The sequence below is a fragment of the Mycobacterium intracellulare ATCC 13950 genome, assembly GCF_000277125.1.
GTDB classification, from domain to species: Bacteria; Actinomycetota; Actinomycetes; order Mycobacteriales; family Mycobacteriaceae; genus Mycobacterium; species Mycobacterium intracellulare.
In genome coordinates this window covers 3,192,245-3,208,152 of sequence record NC_016946.1, presented here as the reverse complement: position 1 = coordinate 3,208,152, position 15,908 = coordinate 3,192,245, and the positions used below count along the sequence as shown (strand labels likewise).

Sequence of the window (15,908 nt, the reverse complement as noted above, 5' to 3'; positions counted from 1 at the left end):
CGCGAAACTGTATTCCACGACACAAACGCCGAGGGGACCCGTAGCCAGTTGCAGTCTCGGCGTGAAGGAGAAAGCGTGTTGATCTTGTTGCCCGCGGTCGACGTGGTCGACGGCCGCGCCGTGCGTCTGGTGCAGGGCAAGGCGGGCAGTGAAACCGAATACGGCTCGGCGCTCGACGCCGCGCTGACTTGGCAACGCGACGGCGCCGAATGGATCCATCTGGTCGATCTGGACGCGGCGTTCGGGCGCGGCTCCAACCGTGAACTGCTCGCCGAGGTGGTCGGCAAGCTCGACGTGCAGGTGGAGCTCTCCGGGGGGATCCGCGACGACGACTCGCTGGCGGCGGCGTTGGCCACCGGCTGCGCCCGGGTCAACCTGGGCACGGCGGCGCTGGAGAACCCGCAGTGGTGCGCGCGGGCGATCGGCGAGCACGGGGACAAGGTCGCCGTGGGGCTCGACGTCCAGATCGACAAAACCCATCCGGGCGGCACCCACCGGCTGCGGGGACGCGGCTGGGAGACCGATGGCGGTGACCTGTGGGAGGTGCTGGAACGCCTTGACCGCGAAGGGTGTTCGCGGTTCGTGGTCACCGACGTCACCAAGGACGGCACGCTGGGCGGCCCCAACCTGGAGCTGCTGGCGGCCGTCGCCGACCGCACCGACGTCCCGGTGATCGCGTCGGGCGGGGTGTCCAGCCTGGACGACCTGCGCGCCATCGCCACCCTGACCGGCCGCGGCGTCGAGGGCGCCATCGTCGGCAAGGCCCTCTACGCCGGGCGATTCACGCTGCCGCAGGCGCTGGCCGCGGTCGGAGAGTAACAGCGGCATGGACTTGGACGCGTTGGTCGAGACGGCATCGGCAATCCTCGACGACGCCACCGAACCCTTCCTCGCCGGTCACCGAGCCGACTCCGCGGTGCGCAAGAAGGGCAACGACTTCGCCACCGACGTGGACCTCGCGATCGAGCGTCAGGTGGTCGCCGCGCTGACCGAAGCGACCGGAATCGGCGTCCACGGCGAGGAATTCGGCGGGTCGGCCGTCGATTCACCCTGGGTGTGGGTGCTCGACCCCGTCGACGGCACCTTCAACTATGCGGCCGGGTCACCGATGGCCGGGATCCTGCTCGGGCTGCTGCACCACGGCGACCCGGTGGCCGGGCTGACCTGGTTGCCGTTCATGGACCAGCGCTACACCGCGGTGTCGGGTGGACCGTTGCGCAAGAACGGGATCCCGCAGCCGCCACTGGCGGCCATCGACCTGTCCGACGCCCTCGTCGGCGCGGGATCGTTCAGCGCGGACGCCCGGGGCCGGTTCCCGGGCCGCTACCGGATCGCGGTGCTGGAGAATCTCAGCCGGGTCTCGTCGCGGTTGCGCATGCACGGTTCCACCGGCCTCGACCTCGCCTACGTTGCCGACGGAATCCTGGGCGCGGCAATCAGTTTCGGCGGCCACGTGTGGGACCACGCCGCCGGGGTCGCGTTGGTGCGGGCCGCCGGCGGTGTCGTCACCGACCTGGCCGGCGAGCCCTGGAGCCCCGCGTCGGATTCCGCGCTGGCGGCGGGCCCCGCCGCGCACGCCGAGATCCTCGACCTTTTGCGCAGCACCGGCCGACCGGAGGACTACTGACATGCACGCCAACCACAGCGGCCTCGCGGTCCGGGTGATCCCGTGCCTGGACGTCGACGGCGGGCGCGTGGTCAAGGGGGTCAACTTCGAAAACCTCCGGGACGCAGGCGATCCCGTGGAACTCGCGGCCGCCTATGACGCCGAGGGCGCCGACGAGCTCACCTTTCTCGACGTGACCGCGTCGTCGTCGGGAAGAACCACGATGCTGGACGTGGTGCGGCGCACGGCCGAGCAGGTCTTCATCCCGCTGACCGTCGGCGGCGGGGTGCGCACCGTGGCCGACGTCGACGTGTTGTTGCGTGCCGGGGCGGACAAGGTCTCGATCAACACCGCCGCGATCGCCCGGCCCGAGCTGCTGGCCGAGATGGCGCGGCAGTTCGGATCCCAATGCATCGTGCTCTCCGTCGATGCGCGCACGGTGCCGCCGGGCTCGGTGCCCACCCCGTCGGGCTGGGAGGTCACCACCCACGGCGGGCGCCGCGGTACCGGGCTCGACGCCGTCGAATGGGCTTCCCGCGGAGCCGATTTGGGGGTGGGGGAGATCCTGCTGAACTCGATGGACGCCGACGGCACCAAGGCAGGGTTCGACCTCGAGATGCTGCAGGCGGTGCGCTCGGCGGTCACCGTGCCCGTCATCGCCAGCGGCGGCGCCGGGGCGGCGGAGCACTTCGCACCCGCGATCGCGGCCGGCGCCGATGCGGTGTTGGCGGCCAGCGTGTTCCACTTCCGGGAGCTGACCATCGGGCAGGTGAAGGCGGCCATGGCCAAAGAGGGGATCACCGTTCGATGACGCTCGACCCGCGGATCGCCGCGCGCCTGAAGCGCAACGCCGACGGCCTGATCGCCGCCGTCGTGCAGGAGCGCGGGAGCGGCGACGTGCTGATGGTCGCGTGGATGGACGACGCGGCCCTGGCCCGCACCCTGGAAACCCGTGAGGCGACGTACTATTCGCGGTCGCGGCGCGAACAGTGGGTGAAGGGCGCGACCTCTGGCCACACCCAATACGTCCACTCGGTGCGATTGGACTGCGACGGGGACACCGTGCTGTTGACCGTCGACCAGGTCGGCGGCGCCTGCCACACCGGCGATCACAGCTGCTTCGACGCCGACGCGTTGCTGCAACCGGAGCGCTAGCGCGTGGCCCGCGTCACTTTCGGCGGGCGCGGGCGCATGACTTCGACAAGAATGGCGGGCAATGTCGAAATGGGTGTCCCGGGACGTCTTGTCCTGGAACGTGGTGGTTCCGGTGCTTGCCGTCGTCGTGCTGGCAGTGATCTGGGGCGAGAAGCTGGGACCGGTGCTGGTCGCGGTGGCCGCGCTGTTTCTCGTCGGTGCCGTGGTCGCCGCGGTGCATCACGCGGAGGTGGTCGCGCACCGAGTCGGCGAGCCGTTCGGGTCGCTGATCCTCGCGGCCGCGGTCACCATCATCGAAGTGGCCCTTATCGTCGCCCTGATGACCTCCGGCGGCAACGAGGCCGCGACGCTGGCCAGGGACACCGCGTTCGCCGCGCTGATGATCACCACCAACGGGATCGCCGGTTTGTCGCTGCTGCTCGGGTCGCGGCGCTACGGCGTGACGCTGTTCAACGCGGAGGGCGCCGGGGCCGCGCTGGCCACGGTCACCACGGTGGCCACGCTGAGCCTGGTCCTGCCGGCCTTCACCACCGGGCATCCGGGCAAGGAGTTCACCTCGAGCCAGCTCGCCTTCGCCGCGATCGCCACGCTCTTGGTGTACCTGCTGTTCGTGTTCACCCAGACCGTGCGGCACCGCGACTTCTTCCTGCCGATCGCGCAGCGGGGCCAAAAGCGCGTGTTCGAGGACGAGAGCCACGCGGATCCGCCCAGCAGGCGGCAGGCGCTGAGCAGCCTGGTGCTGCTGCTCTGCGCCCTGGTGGCGGTGGTCGGCCTGGCCGAGGAGGAGTCGCCGGCCGTGGAACACGCTGTCATGGTGGCGGGTCTGCCGCAGTCGTTCGTGGGTGTGATCATCGCGGCGCTGGTGCTGCTGCCCGAGACGCTCGCGGCCGCCCGGTCGGCGCGAAAGGGCCGCATCCAGATCAGCCTGAACCTGGCGTACGGCTCGGCGATGGCCAGCATCGGGCTCACCATCCCGACGATCGCGCTGACGTCGATCTGGCTCAAAGGGCCGCTGGTGCTCGGCCTCGGCCCCATCCAGCTGGTGCTGCTCGCGCTGACCGTGGTGATCAGCATGCTGACCGTGGTACCCGGGCGGGCCACCCGGCTGCAGGGCGAGGTGCATCTGGTGCTGCTGGCCGCCTACGTCTTCCTGGCGATCAGCCCCTGAGGGCCGCCGCTAGGACCGGGCGCGCAGCGTCGCCAGCGCCTTGTCGGCGTGGGTGTCCATGTTGAACTCGCTGGAGATCACGTCGAGCACCGTGCGGTCGGTGTCGATGACGAACGTGGTGCGCTTGACCGGCATCAGCTTGCCCAGCAGGCCGCGCTTGACGCCGAATTGGGCGGCGACGGTGCCGTCGGTGTCCGACAGCAGCGGGTAGTCGAACTTCCGCAGGTCGGCGAACTTGGCCTGCTTGTCCACCGGGTCGGCGCTGATCCCCACCCGGTTGGCCCCGACCGCGGCGAATTCGGCGGCCAGGTCGCGGAAATGGCACGCTTCCTTGGTGCAGCCGGGCGTCATCGCCGCGGGGTAGAAGAACAGCACGACGGGCCCGCTGGACAGCAATTCGCTGAGCTTGCGCGGCGTGCCCGTCTGGTCGGGCAGTTCGAAGTCGGCGACGGTCTCACCAGGTTTCATGGCGGACACGCTACGCGCGCGAGCCGTCCGCCCGCGTCTGGGAGGATGGGTCGGTGCACGCCCACCTCGCCGCGACGACCTCACGAGAGGATTTCCGCCAGCTGGCCGCCGAGCACCGCGTGGTCCCGGTGACCCGCAAGGTGTTGGCCGACAGCGAGACGCCGCTGTCGGCCTACCGCAAACTCGCCGCCAACCGCCCGGGCACCTTTCTGCTGGAGTCGGCCGAGCACGGCCGCTCCTGGTCGCGGTGGTCGTTCATCGGCGCCGGAGCGCCCTCGGCCCTGACCGTGCGCGACGGCGAGGCGATCTGGCTCGGCGTGGTGCCGCAGGACGCGCCCACCGGAGGCGACCCGCTGCGGGCCCTGCGGGCCACCCTCGAGCTGCTGGCCACCGGGCCGCTGGCGGGTCTGCCGCCGCTGTCGGGCGGCATGGTCGGGTTCTTCGCCTACGACCTGGTGCGGCGCCTGGAGCGGCTGCCCGAGCTGGCCGTCGACGACCTGGGCCTGCCGGACATGTTGTTGCTGCTGGCCACCGACGTGGCGGCGGTGGATCACCACGAGGGCACCATCACGCTGATCGCCAACGCCGTGAACTGGAACGGGACCGACGAGCGGGTCGACGAGGCCTACGACGACGCGGTCGCCCGGCTGGACGTGATGACCGCGGCGCTGGGCCAGCCGCTGTCGTCGACCGTCGCCACGTTCGACCGGCCCGAGCCGCGCTACCGCGCGCAGCGCAGCGTCGAGGAGTACGGGAAGATCGTCGACTACCTCGTCGAGCAGATCGCCGCGGGTGAGGCCTTTCAGGTGGTGCCCTCGCAGCGATTCGAAATGGACACCGCCGTCGACCCGATCGACGTGTACCGGATGCTGCGGGTGACCAACCCGAGCCCCTACATGTACCTGCTGCACGTGCCGAATGACGCTGGGGGAACGGACTTTTCGATCGTCGGGTCGAGCCCGGAGGCGCTGGTCACCGTCGCCGACGGCGTCGCGACCACCCATCCGATCGCCGGAACCCGCTGGCGCGGGGACACCGACGAAGAGGATCAGCTGCTGGAAAAGGAGCTGCTGGCCGACGAGAAGGAACGCGCCGAGCATTTGATGCTGGTCGATCTGGGCCGCAACGATCTCGGCCGGGTGTGCGCGCCGGGCACCGTCCGCGTCGAGGACTACAGCCACATCGAACGCTATAGCCACGTCATGCATTTGGTGTCGACGGTGACCGGGCTGCTCGGCGAGGGCCGGACCGCCCTGGACGCGGTCACGGCCTGCTTCCCGGCCGGCACGCTGTCGGGCGCGCCGAAGGTGCGGGCCATGGAGCTGATCGAGGAGGTGGAGAAGACGCGCCGCGGCCTGTACGGCGGCGTGGTCGGCTACCTGGACTTCGCCGGCAACGCCGACTTCGCGATCGCCATCCGCACCGCCCTGATGCGCGCCGGCACCGCCTACGTGCAGTCCGGGGGCGGGGTGGTCGCCGACTCCAACGGCCCCTACGAATACACCGAGGCGACCAACAAGGCGCGCGCGGTGCTCAGCGCGATCGCAGCGGCCGAGACGCTGACCGAGCCGGGGGCCGGCCGCGATGGCTGACGCCTCGGGGCGCCCCCTGAACAGTCCCTGGTTGATCCGCATCGCCCAGGCGACGCTGGTGGTGGCCGCGGGCGCGCTGTGGGCGGCCTCGCGCCTGCCCTGGGTGGTGATCCGGTCGTTCGACGGGCTGGGGCCACCCAAGGAGGTGACGTTGTCCGGCGGGGCGTGGTCGACGGCGCTGCTGCCGTTGGCGATGCTGCTGCTGGCCGCGGCCGTCGCCGCCATCGCCGTGCGGGGCTGGCCGCTGCGCGCGCTGGCGGGGTTGCTGGCGCTGGCCAGCCTGGCGGTCGGTTACCTGGGCGTCAGCCTGTGGGTGCTGCCCGACGTGGCGGTCCGCGGCGCCGAGCTGGCGCACGTCTCGGTGATGTCGCTGGTAGGGAGCGAGCGACGGTACTGGGGCGCCGGGGTCACGGTGGCCGCCGCCGCGTGCGCCCTGATCGCGGCCGTCCTGCTGATGCGGTCCGCGTCGGACTCCGGGTCGGCCCGATCCAGCGCCATCAAGTACACGACGCCGGCGACGCGCCGCTCGATTGCCCGACGCGACGACGCCTCCGGGGCGATGCTGGAGGGGCGACAGACGCCGGAAATGTCGGAGCGGATGATCTGGGACGCGCTTGACGAGGGGCGTGACCCAACCGATGCGCCGAGCGAGTCTGACACCGAGGGTCGGTGACGGGCCGCAAGCCGCGGGCCGCTACCCTTCATTGACGTCGTCGCAATCGGCCGGGGACAACCGAGTGGCCGTGGGATGACAGCGGGGCGACAGGGCGAAGGGAAACGACAGGCATGAGTCCGGCAACCGTGCTTGACTCCATCCTCGAGGGAGTCCGGGCCGACGTTGCCGCGCGCGAAGCCCTCATCAGCCTGTCCGAGATCAAGGCCGCCGCGGCGGCCGCGCCGCCGCCCCGCGACGTGATGGCCGCCCTGCGCGAGCCCGGAATCGGCGTCATCGCCGAAGTCAAGCGCGCCAGCCCGTCGGCGGGTTCCCTGGCGACCATTGCCGATCCGGCCAAACTGGCCAGGGCGTACGAGGACGGCGGCGCGCGCATCATCAGCGTCTTGACCGAGGAGCGCCGCTTTCACGGTTCGCTCGACGATCTCGACGCGGTTCGGGCGGCGGTCTCGATACCGATTTTGCGCAAAGACTTTGTGGTGCAGCCCTATCAGATCCACGAAGCGCGTGCGCACGGCGCCGACATGTTGTTGCTCATCGTCGCCGCGCTGGAGCAGTCGGCGTTGGTGTCGATGCTGGACCGCACCGAATCGCTGGGCATGACGGCACTCGTCGAGGTGCACACCGAAGAGGAGGCCGACCGCGCGCTCAAGGCCGGGGCCAACGTAATCGGCGTCAACGCCCGCGATCTGGCCACGCTGGCGGTGGACCGGGATTGCTTCGCGCGCATCGCTCCCGGGCTGCCCAGCAACGTGATCAGGATCGCCGAATCCGGTGTGCGCGGTACCGCAGACCTGCTGGCGTACGCCGGTGCGGGTGCCGACGCCGTGTTGGTGGGCGAAGGTCTGGTCAAAAGTGGTGACCCGCGCGCCGCGGTCGCCGATCTGGTCACCGCGGGCACCCATCCGTCCTGTCCGAAACCTTCTCGCTAGTCGCTGCGTCACTGAAGAGCCCCTTCGCTGTAACGTTGAACCCCATGAGCCATCCCCGCGTAGAGCCTTGGTGATGGTGGATCTGTCCCGCCCGGACCTTCCGCTTCCGAGCGCAGCCATCGCCGAACCCACCCGCCACGAACCCGATGCGGGTGGCCATTTCGGTGTGTACGGCGGCCGCTACGTCGCCGAGGCGTTGATGGCCGTGATCGAAGAGGTCACCGCGGCCTACGAGAAGGAGCGCGTCAACCAGGATTTCCTGGACACGCTGGACTATCTGCAGGCGCATTACGCGGGGCGGCCGTCACCGCTGTATGAGGCGCCGCGGCTGTCCGAGCAGGCCGGCGCCCGCATCTTCCTCAAGCGAGAAGACCTGAACCACACCGGTTCTCACAAGATCAACAACGTGCTCGGCCAGGCGCTGCTCGCTCAGCGGATGGGCAAGAAGCGGGTGATCGCCGAGACCGGGGCCGGTCAGCACGGCGTGGCGACCGCCACCGCGTGCGCCCTGCTCGGCCTGGAGTGTGTGATCTACATGGGCGCCGTCGACACCGAACGCCAGGCGCTCAACGTGGCCCGGATGCGCTTGCTGGGAGCCACGGTCGTCTCGGTCCAGAGCGGTTCGAGGACGCTCAAGGACGCCATCAATGAAGCGTTCCGGGATTGGGTTACCAATGCCGACAACACCTTCTACTGCTTCGGCACGGCGGCGGGGCCCCATCCCTTTCCCGCCATGGTGCGCGACTTTCAGCGCATCATCGGCCTCGAGGCGCGCGCCCAGATCCAGGCGCAGGCGGGCCGGCTGCCCGACGCGGTGCTGGCCTGCATCGGTGGCGGATCGAACGCCATCGGCATCTTCCACCCGTTCATCGACGATCCCGGCGTGCGGCTGATCGGCTTCGAGGCGGCCGGCGACGGCGTCGAAACCGGAAGGCACGCCGCGACCTTCAGCGGCGGTTCCCCCGGGGCGTTCCAGGGATCGTTCTCCTACCTGCTGCAGGACGAGGACGGGCAGACCATCGAATCCCATTCCATCTCAGCGGGTCTCGACTACCCGGGGGTGGGTCCGGAACACGCGTGGCTGCGCGAGAGCGGACGCGCCGAGTACCGGCCCATCACCGACTCCGAAGCGATGGAGGCATTCCGCACCCTGTGCCGCACCGAGGGGATCATCCCCGCCATCGAATCCGCGCACGCGGTGGCCGGGGCCCTGAAGGTGGCCCCCGAATTGGGGAAGGCCGCGATCATCGTGGTGAACCTGTCCGGGCGTGGAGACAAGGACGTCGAGACGGCCGCGCAGTGGTTCGGGCTGTTGGGATCCAGCGACCGATGACCGTGAAGCAGAGCGAGGCCAGCAGGCTCGGGCCGATCTTCGACGTGTGCCGCGACGACGGTCGCGCCGCGCTGATCGGCTATCTGCCCACCGGGTACCCGGATGTGACGACGTCCGTGCACGCGATGGTCGCCCTGGTCGAATCCGGTTGCGACATCGTCGAGGTCGGGGTGCCCTATTCGGATCCCGGCATGGACGGCCCGACCATCGTCAAGGCCACCGAGGCCGCGCTGCACGGGGGAGTGCGCGTCCGCGACACCCTGGCCGCGGTCGAGGCGATCAGCGCCGCCGGGGGCCACGCCGTGGTGATGACCTACTGGAACCCCGTGTTGCGCTACGGAATTGACGCCTTCGCCCGCGACCTGGCATCGGCCGGCGGGTACGGCCTGATCACTCCGGACCTCATCCCCGACGAAGCCGGGCAGTGGTTGGCGGCGTCCGAGGAGCATCGGTTGGACCGGATATTTCTGGTGGCGCCCTCCTCGACGCCGCAGCGCTTGGCGATGACGGTCGAGGCGTCCCGCGGATTTGTCTACGCGGCGTCGACGATGGGCGTCACGGGAGCACGCGACGTGGTGTCCAATGCCGCGCCCGAATTGGTGGGCAGGGTCAAGGAGATATCGGACATCCCCGTCGGTGTCGGGCTGGGGGTGCGGTCGGGTGAGCAAGCCGCCCAGATCGGCGGCTACGCCGACGGTGTCATTGTCGGTTCCGCGCTGGTGTCGGCGCTGGGGGACGGGGGTTTGACCGCATTGCGCGCACTCACTGAGGAACTCGCCGCCGGTGTACGTCAAAGGGCGGCCGCGTCGTGACGAAGTTGCTCGCCTATTTTCCGAGTCCGGCGCAGGGCGTCTGGCACGTCGGGCCGCTGCCCATCCGGGCCTATGCCCTGTTCATCATCGCCGGCATCGTGGCCGCCCTGCTGATCGGCGACCGGCGCTGGGAGGCGCGCGGCGGTGAACGTGGGGTGATCTACGACATCGCGCTGTGGACCGTGCCGTTCGGGTTGATCGGTGGTCGGCTCTACCACCTGGCCACCGACTGGCGAACCTATTGGGGCCCGGGCGGAGCCGGGCTCGGGGCGGCGATCCGGATCTGGGACGGCGGACTGGGCATCTGGGGTGCGGTGGCGCTCGGGGGTGTGGGCGCCTGGATCGGCTGCCGCCGGCACGGCATTCCGCTGCCGGCCTTCGCCGACGCGATCGCCCCGGGAATCATTCTGGCGCAGGCCATCGGTCGGCTCGGGAACTACTTCAACCAGGAACTCTATGGCCGCGAGACCACGCTGCCGTGGGGGCTGGAGATCTTCTACCGCCGGGACCCCTCGGGATACATCGACCCGCATTCGCTGGACGGGATCTCCACCGGGCAGGTGGCACTCGTCGTGCAACCGACGTTCCTCTACGAATTGCTGTGGAACCTGCTGATTTTCGCCGTGCTGATCTATGCGGACCGGCGATTCACGCTGGGACATGGCCGGCTGTTCGCGCTCTATGTGGCCGGCTATTGCGTGGGCCGGTTCTGTGTCGAGCTGCTGCGCGACGACACCGCCACCCACATCGCCGGCATCCGGATCAATTCGTTCACATCGACTTTCGTGTTCATCGGGGCCGTGGTGTACATCATGGCGGCGCCCAGGGGCCGCGAAGATCCCGAGAGCCTGCGCGGAAACCAATACGTTGACGAGGAATCCGCCGAACTGGAGCCGGCGACCGTTGCGGCGACGGCGGGTGCGGCGGGTACGACGGCCGCGGCGGGTGGCGGTGACGACGACGTGCCGACCGAATCCGCGGTGGGGACCGCGGCCGTCGCCGACGCCGACGAGGCACAAGCCGAAGAGCCGCAGTCCGAGGCGGTGGCCGAGGAGGCCGAGGCGGAGCAATCCGAGGCCGAGGCGGAGGAATCCGAGGCCGAAGAGCTCGAGCTTGACGAGCCGGAGGCCGCCGCGGAAGCCGAAGCGCCGCAAGGGGAAGAGGCCGACGCGGCGGTAGCCGACACGGCGGACGCCGAAGAATCCGAGGGCGACGCCGAAGAGCCGGAGGCCGAGGCGGTGGCCGATGAGGCCGAGGCGGAGGAATCCGAGGCCGAAGAGCTCGAGCTTGACGAGCCGGAGGTCGCGACGGAAGTCGAAGCGCCGCAAGCGGAAGCCGACGAGGCGGTAGCCGAAGGATCCGAGGGCGACGCGGACGAGCCGGAGGCCGAGGCGGTGGCCGATGAGGCCGAGGCGGAGGAATCCGAGGCCGAAGAGCTCGAGCTCGACGAGCCGGAATCCGAGGCGGAAGCCGAAGCGCCGCAACCGGAACCCGCCGACGAGGCGGAAGACGAGGAACCGGAAGCCGAAAGCGCAGAAGCCACTACGGAAGAGCCCGTCGCCGAAAAGATTTCGGATCAACCGGAAACCCGGCGGCGATGGGGCTCGCGTCTGCGGAACCGACTGTCGGGCCGCTGACCACCCGCTCATGACGTCGGGGCGCGGTGCATCTGGCATGCTGGAAGCACTGTGACCAACGCGAGGCCCGCCCTGCCACCCACGCATGCCGATGCGCACGGTCTGCGTCATCATCTCGGCTACGTCGGGGCCGCGACCGGCCTCGCGCTGGGCGGCGCGCTCGGCTACGTCGCGCTGGCCGACCCGCACAATCCCGCGTCGATCTATCCGCCGTGTCCCTTCAGGTGGCTCACCGGCTGGAACTGCCCGTTTTGCGGCGGGCTGCGGATGACGTATGACGTGGTGCACGGTGACCTGGCGGCCGCGCTCCACGACAACGTTTTCGTCCTGGTCGCAATCCCGATGCTGGCCGCGTGGCTGGTGGTTCGCCGCGCGCGCGGCGCATCGCCGCTGTCACGGCCGGTGCTGCTGACCGTCGTGGTCGCGACGGCCGTTTGGACGGTTGCGCGTAACTTGCCCGCCTTCCCGTTGATTCCGACCGTTCTTGGTGGGTAAAAGCACACTGTCCCGGCGGCGTTATGTGCACGCCCCGGGGGTCACACGCGACTATGCTGGGTCGGCGTGAGTAGACGCGGGAAGATCGTCTGCACCCTTGGGCCTGCGACCAATTCGGACGAGTTGATCTTGGCGCTGGTTGAGGCGGGAATGGACGTCGCCCGGTTGAACTTCAGCCACGGTGATTACGCCGATCACAAAGCGGCCTACGAACGGGTCCGGGTGGCCTCCGACGCCACCGGCCGTGCCGTCGGCGTGCTCGCCGATTTGCAGGGCCCCAAGATCAGGCTGGGACGCTTCGCGACCGGCCCAACCTACTGGGCCGACGGTGAGACCGTCCGGATCACCGTCGCCGACTGCGAGGGCAGCCACGACCGGGTGTCGACCACCTACAAGAAACTGGCCGAGGACGCCGCCGTCGGTGACCGGGTTCTGGTCGACGACGGCAAGGTCTGCCTGGTGGTCGATGGCATCGAGGGCGACGACGTCATCTGCACGGTCGTCGAGGGCGGCCCGGTCAGCAACAACAAGGGAATCTCGTTGCCGGGCATGAACGTGTCGGCACCGGCCTTGTCGGAGAAGGACATCGAGGACCTCACCTTCGCCCTGGACCTCGGCGTCGACCTGGTCGCCCTGTCCTTCGTGCGCTCGCCGGCCGACGTCGAGCTGGTGCACGAGGTGATGGACCGGGTCGGGCGACGGGTTCCGGTGATCGCCAAGCTGGAAAAGCCCGAAGCCGTCGACAATCTGGAAGCCATCGTGCTGGCCTTCGACGCCATCATGGTGGCCCGCGGCGACCTCGGCGTCGAGCTGCCACTGGAAGAGGTTCCGCTGGTGCAGAAGCGGGCCATCCAGATGGCCCGGGAGAACGCGAAACCGGTCATCGTGGCCACCCAGATGCTCGATTCCATGATCGAGAACTCACGCCCGACCCGCGCCGAGGCCTCCGACGTCGCCAACGCCGTCCTCGACGGCGCCGACGCGGTGATGCTGTCCGGGGAGACGTCGGTGGGCAAGTATCCGATGGCTGCCGTGCGGACCATGTCGCGCATCATCTGCGCGGTCGAGGACAATTCCACGGCCGCCCCGCCGCTGACCCACGTGCCGCGCACCAAACGCGGCGTGATCTCCTATGCGGCCCGCGACATCGGCGAGCGGCTCGACGCCAAAGCCCTGGTCGCCTTCACCCAATCCGGCGACACGGTCAAGCGGCTCGCGCGCCTGCACACCCCGCTGCCGCTGCTGGCCTTCACCGCCTGGCCCGAGGTGCGCAGCCAGCTCGCCATGACCTGGGGCACCGAAACGTTCATCGTCCCGATGATGACCTCCACGGACGGCATGATCCGCCAGGTCGACAAGTCGCTGCTCGAACTCGGTCGCTACAAGCGCGGCGACCTGGTGGTCATCGTCGCCGGCGCGCCACCTGGCACAGTAGGGTCGACCAACCTGATCCACGTGCACCGGATCGGGGAGGACGACGTCTAACGCCCGGACCCGAAGGAGAGGCCGCCATCAGCACCGATTCTGATTTCCAGGAACTGCTGGCGACACTCGACCTCGATCGTCTCGATGATGACCTGTTCATCGGCTCGCATCCCAGCAAGAACCCGATGCGGACGTTCGGTGGTCAGCTCATGTCGCAAGCGTTCGTCGCGGCCAGCCGGAGCCTGGTTCGCGGCGACCTGCCGCCGAGCGCGCTCTCGGTGCACTTCATCAACGGTGGCGACACCGGCAAGGACATCGAATACCGCGTGACCCGGCTGCGCGACGAGCGGCGGTTCGCCAACCGGCGCGTCGACGCGACGCAAGACGGCACGTTGCTGTGCTCGGCCATGGTCTCCTACATGGCCGGCGGCCGGGGCCTCGAGCACGGCATCGAGCCGCCGCAGGTCGCCGAACCGCACACGCAACCCACGATCGGCGAGCTGTTGCGCGGGTACGAGGAGACGGTCCCGCACTTCGTCAACGCCCTGCAGCCCATCGAGTGGCGCTACACCAATGACCCGGCGTGGGTGATGCGGACGAAGGGGGACCGGCTGCCCCACAACCGGGTTTGGGTCAAGGCACTGGGCGAGGTTCCCGAGGACCCGGTATTGCACACGGCGACAATGGTGTACTCCTCGGACACCACGGTGCTGGACTCGGTCATCACCACGCACGGCCTCTCCTGGGGCTTCGACCGCATCTTCGCCGCGTCTGCCAACCATTCCATCTGGTTTCACCGGCAGGTCAACTTCAACGACTGGGTGTTGTACTCGACGTCGTCGCCCGTGGCCGCGGATTCGCGTGGCCTGGGCACCGGGCACTTCTTCGACCGGTCCGGGCAGACGCTCGCCACGGTGGTGCAGGAGGGCGTGCTGAAGTACTTTCCGTCTTCTCCCCGATAAACCGTTACCCAATAGCTGCAGGATATCCGCACGAATCTCTCCCGAATGGGCCGTGATCGGGCGTAGCTTTGACGTAGCCGGGTATTCGGTGCAGAGGCGGCAGACATGCCGCCCAGCTGTTGTCAGCGCATCGGGAGGTGAGTGTGAACGGGCCGGTGGTGGACGTCACAGCACGACCTCGCGTGCGCGAACGTGTTGTCGTTTCGGCCGATTCGCGGGCGGCCCGGCTGATCGGCGCCCTGGCGCTGCTGTGCGCGGCGTGCTGGCTCATCGAGATACTCGCCCGCCACCACAGCCAACCCAACTGGCATTTCGCCGACCGGTTGGCGTGGTCGTTGACGGTCCTGGTCGCGGTGGCGTGGATCGCGCGCGGCGTCTTCCTGGGCCGCCCGGTGACGACGATGCACGCCATTGCGGCCGCGTTTTTCGTGCTGGCGGGGCTGGGCATGCACGTGCTGTCCTTCGATCTGCTCGGTGACGTCGTGATCGCCAGCTCGGGCCTGGTGTTGATGTGGCCGATGACCTCACACCCGCGGCCCGCCGACCTGCCGCGCGTGTGGGAATTGATCAAGGTGACCCGCGATGACGCGTTGGCGCCGTTCACCATGCAGACCGGCAAGAGCTACCACTTCACCGCCGACGGCTCCGCGGCGCTGGCCTACCGGACGCGGATGGGAATCGCCGTGGTGAGCGGCGATCCCATCGGCGACGAGAAGCGTTTCGGCGAACTGGTGGCCGATTTCGCCGCCACCTGTCATGCCCACGGATGGCGCATCGCGGTCGTGGGGTGCGGCGAGCGGCGGCGTGAACTGTGGACCGACCCGGCCACCCTGGGACAAACGTTGCGGGCCATACCGATTGGGCGCGACGTCGTTGTCGACGTGCCGGGCTTCGACATGGTGGGCCGCAGGTTCCGCAACCTGCGTCAGGCGGTTAAGCGCACCCATAACTGCGGTGTCACAACCGAAATCGTCGCCGAGCAGGAGCTCGACCACACGTTGCTGGCCGAGCTGACCGAGGTGGTGCGGGAATCGTCCAAGGGGGCGCGCGCCGACCGCGGATTCCACATGAATCTCGACGGCGTCCTGGAAGGCCGTTTCCCGGGGATACAGCTGATCATCGCCAGGGACGCCACCGGCAAGGTGCAGGCCTTTCACCGATACGCCACGGCCGGCGGCGGCAGCGACATCACCCTCGACGTCCCGTGGCGACGCCGCGGCGCCCCCAACGGGCTCGACGAGCGACTCAGCGTCGACATGATCATGGCCGGCAAAGACAATGGGGCACAGCGGGTTTCGCTCGCCTTCGCCGCTTTCCCCGAGATATTCGACGACAAGAACCGCGGCTGGACCCAGCGCGTGTTCTACCGGCTGATCCACATCCTCGACCCGCTGATCGCGCTCGAGTCGTTATACCGATACGTGCGCAAGTGGCACGCGCTCGACGCGCGGCGCTACGCGCTGATCTCCATGACACAGATCGTCCCGCTACTGTTCGTGCTGCTGTCGCTGGAGTTCATGCCGCGCCGCCGACACCTCTGAGCGTGCCGCCGGCCATGGGGGACAGCCTGATTGGCAGCGGCCGTCCAGTTACCCGACAGCACATTCTCACCCTTCGTCGCTACCGTTGAAGAGGTAGGCACCCCCCGGA

At 69.1% G+C, this 15,908-nt stretch carries 16 protein-coding genes; 15 read left to right on the top strand and 1 reads right to left on the bottom strand.

The window, feature by feature from the left end:
- Window positions 1–75: 75 nt before the first annotated feature.
- From priA to OCU_RS39615, 5 genes are all read left to right on the top strand, one after another.
- On the top strand, window positions 76–819 hold the full coding sequence (priA, locus tag OCU_RS39635; RefSeq protein ID WP_008257766.1) for a bifunctional 1-(5-phosphoribosyl)-5-((5-phosphoribosylamino)methylideneamino)imidazole-4-carboxamide isomerase/phosphoribosylanthranilate isomerase PriA: 744 nt from the start codon (window positions 76–78) through the stop codon (window positions 817–819).
- A 7-nt stretch (window positions 820–826) separates the two neighbouring features.
- Window positions 827–1,627 carry an inositol monophosphatase family protein gene (locus OCU_RS39630; RefSeq protein WP_008257765.1) on the top strand — a complete coding sequence of 267 codons (801 nt, stop codon included), beginning with the start codon at window positions 827–829 and terminating at the stop codon, window positions 1,625–1,627.
- A gap of 1 nt (window position 1,628) precedes the next feature.
- Window positions 1,629–2,417, top strand: coding sequence for an imidazole glycerol phosphate synthase subunit HisF (hisF, locus tag OCU_RS39625; RefSeq protein WP_008257764.1), 789 nt, complete (start codon window positions 1,629–1,631; stop codon window positions 2,415–2,417).
- The gene (hisI, locus tag OCU_RS39620) at window positions 2,414–2,761 is read left to right on the top strand and encodes a phosphoribosyl-AMP cyclohydrolase (RefSeq protein WP_008257763.1); all 348 of its coding nucleotides are present in this window, start codon (window positions 2,414–2,416) and stop codon (window positions 2,759–2,761) included. The genes hisF and hisI overlap by 4 nt, the downstream gene beginning before the upstream one ends.
- Before the next feature lie 61 nt (window positions 2,762–2,822).
- Window positions 2,823–3,929 (top strand): calcium:cation antiporter, encoded by a 1,107-nt coding sequence (locus tag OCU_RS39615; RefSeq protein ID WP_009954937.1) that lies wholly within the window; start codon window positions 2,823–2,825, stop codon window positions 3,927–3,929.
- A 9-nt stretch (window positions 3,930–3,938) separates the two neighbouring features.
- On the opposite strand, the gene OCU_RS39610 is transcribed toward OCU_RS39615, so the two are convergent.
- Window positions 3,939–4,397 carry a peroxiredoxin gene (locus OCU_RS39610; RefSeq protein WP_008257761.1) on the bottom strand — a complete coding sequence of 153 codons (459 nt, stop codon included), beginning with the start codon at window positions 4,395–4,397 and terminating at the stop codon, window positions 3,939–3,941.
- 53 nt (window positions 4,398–4,450) lie between these two features.
- On the opposite strand from OCU_RS39610, the gene OCU_RS39605 reads away from it, so the two are divergent.
- From OCU_RS39605 to OCU_RS39560, 10 genes are all read left to right on the top strand, one after another.
- Entirely contained in the window at window positions 4,451–5,989 is a 1,539-nt protein-coding gene (locus OCU_RS39605) for an anthranilate synthase component I (RefSeq protein ID WP_008257760.1), read from the top strand.
- Window positions 5,982–6,662 (top strand): TIGR02234 family membrane protein, encoded by a 681-nt coding sequence (locus OCU_RS39600; RefSeq protein WP_008257759.1) that lies wholly within the window; start codon window positions 5,982–5,984, stop codon window positions 6,660–6,662. The genes OCU_RS39605 and OCU_RS39600 overlap by 8 nt, the downstream gene beginning before the upstream one ends.
- Before the next feature lie 113 nt (window positions 6,663–6,775).
- Entirely contained in the window at window positions 6,776–7,594 is an 819-nt protein-coding gene (trpC, locus tag OCU_RS39595) for an indole-3-glycerol phosphate synthase TrpC (RefSeq protein WP_008257758.1), read from the top strand.
- 70 nt (window positions 7,595–7,664) lie between these two features.
- On the top strand, window positions 7,665–8,927 hold the full coding sequence (gene trpB / locus OCU_RS39590; RefSeq protein WP_014380359.1) for a tryptophan synthase subunit beta: 1,263 nt from the start codon (window positions 7,665–7,667) through the stop codon (window positions 8,925–8,927).
- Window positions 8,924–9,739: a tryptophan synthase subunit alpha gene (gene trpA / locus OCU_RS39585; RefSeq protein ID WP_014380358.1), complete on the top strand. Its 816-nt coding sequence runs from the start codon at window positions 8,924–8,926 to the stop codon at window positions 9,737–9,739. The genes trpB and trpA overlap by 4 nt, the downstream gene beginning before the upstream one ends.
- The gene (locus tag OCU_RS39580; protein WP_014380357.1) at window positions 9,736–11,376 is read left to right on the top strand and encodes a prolipoprotein diacylglyceryl transferase; all 1,641 of its coding nucleotides are present in this window, start codon (window positions 9,736–9,738) and stop codon (window positions 11,374–11,376) included. The genes trpA and OCU_RS39580 overlap by 4 nt, the downstream gene beginning before the upstream one ends.
- Before the next feature lie 51 nt (window positions 11,377–11,427).
- Window positions 11,428–11,871 carry a DUF2752 domain-containing protein gene (locus OCU_RS39575; protein WP_014380356.1) on the top strand — a complete coding sequence of 148 codons (444 nt, stop codon included), beginning with the start codon at window positions 11,428–11,430 and terminating at the stop codon, window positions 11,869–11,871.
- A gap of 66 nt (window positions 11,872–11,937) precedes the next feature.
- Window positions 11,938–13,356, top strand: coding sequence for a pyruvate kinase (pyk, locus tag OCU_RS39570; RefSeq protein WP_008257742.1), 1,419 nt, complete (start codon window positions 11,938–11,940; stop codon window positions 13,354–13,356).
- 26 nt (window positions 13,357–13,382) lie between these two features.
- Window positions 13,383–14,258, top strand: a complete 876-nt coding sequence (locus OCU_RS39565; RefSeq protein WP_080587934.1) for an acyl-CoA thioesterase II — start codon at window positions 13,383–13,385, stop codon at window positions 14,256–14,258.
- A 143-nt stretch (window positions 14,259–14,401) separates the two neighbouring features.
- A complete protein-coding gene (locus OCU_RS39560) occupies window positions 14,402–15,799 on the top strand; it encodes a bifunctional lysylphosphatidylglycerol flippase/synthetase MprF (RefSeq protein ID WP_036459137.1) in 1,398 nt (465 codons plus the stop codon).
- Window positions 15,800–15,908 lie beyond the last annotated feature (109 nt).

Coding starts and splice junctions, on each gene's coding strand:
- trpA (WP_014380358.1), top strand. CDS start 8,924: ATGACCGTGAAGCAGAGCGAGGCCAGCAGGCTCGGGCCGATCTTCGAC.
- OCU_RS39615 (WP_009954937.1), top strand. CDS start 2,823: ATGTCGAAATGGGTGTCCCGGGACGTCTTGTCCTGGAACGTGGTGGTT.
- OCU_RS39600 (WP_008257759.1), top strand. CDS start 5,982: ATGGCTGACGCCTCGGGGCGCCCCCTGAACAGTCCCTGGTTGATCCGC.
- OCU_RS39630 (WP_008257765.1), top strand. CDS start 827: ATGGACTTGGACGCGTTGGTCGAGACGGCATCGGCAATCCTCGACGAC.
- trpC (WP_008257758.1), top strand. CDS start 6,776: ATGAGTCCGGCAACCGTGCTTGACTCCATCCTCGAGGGAGTCCGGGCC.
- OCU_RS39610 (WP_008257761.1), bottom strand. CDS start 4,397: ATGAAACCTGGTGAGACCGTCGCCGACTTCGAACTGCCCGACCAGACG.
- hisI (WP_008257763.1), top strand. CDS start 2,414: ATGACGCTCGACCCGCGGATCGCCGCGCGCCTGAAGCGCAACGCCGAC.
- hisF (WP_008257764.1), top strand. CDS start 1,629: ATGCACGCCAACCACAGCGGCCTCGCGGTCCGGGTGATCCCGTGCCTG.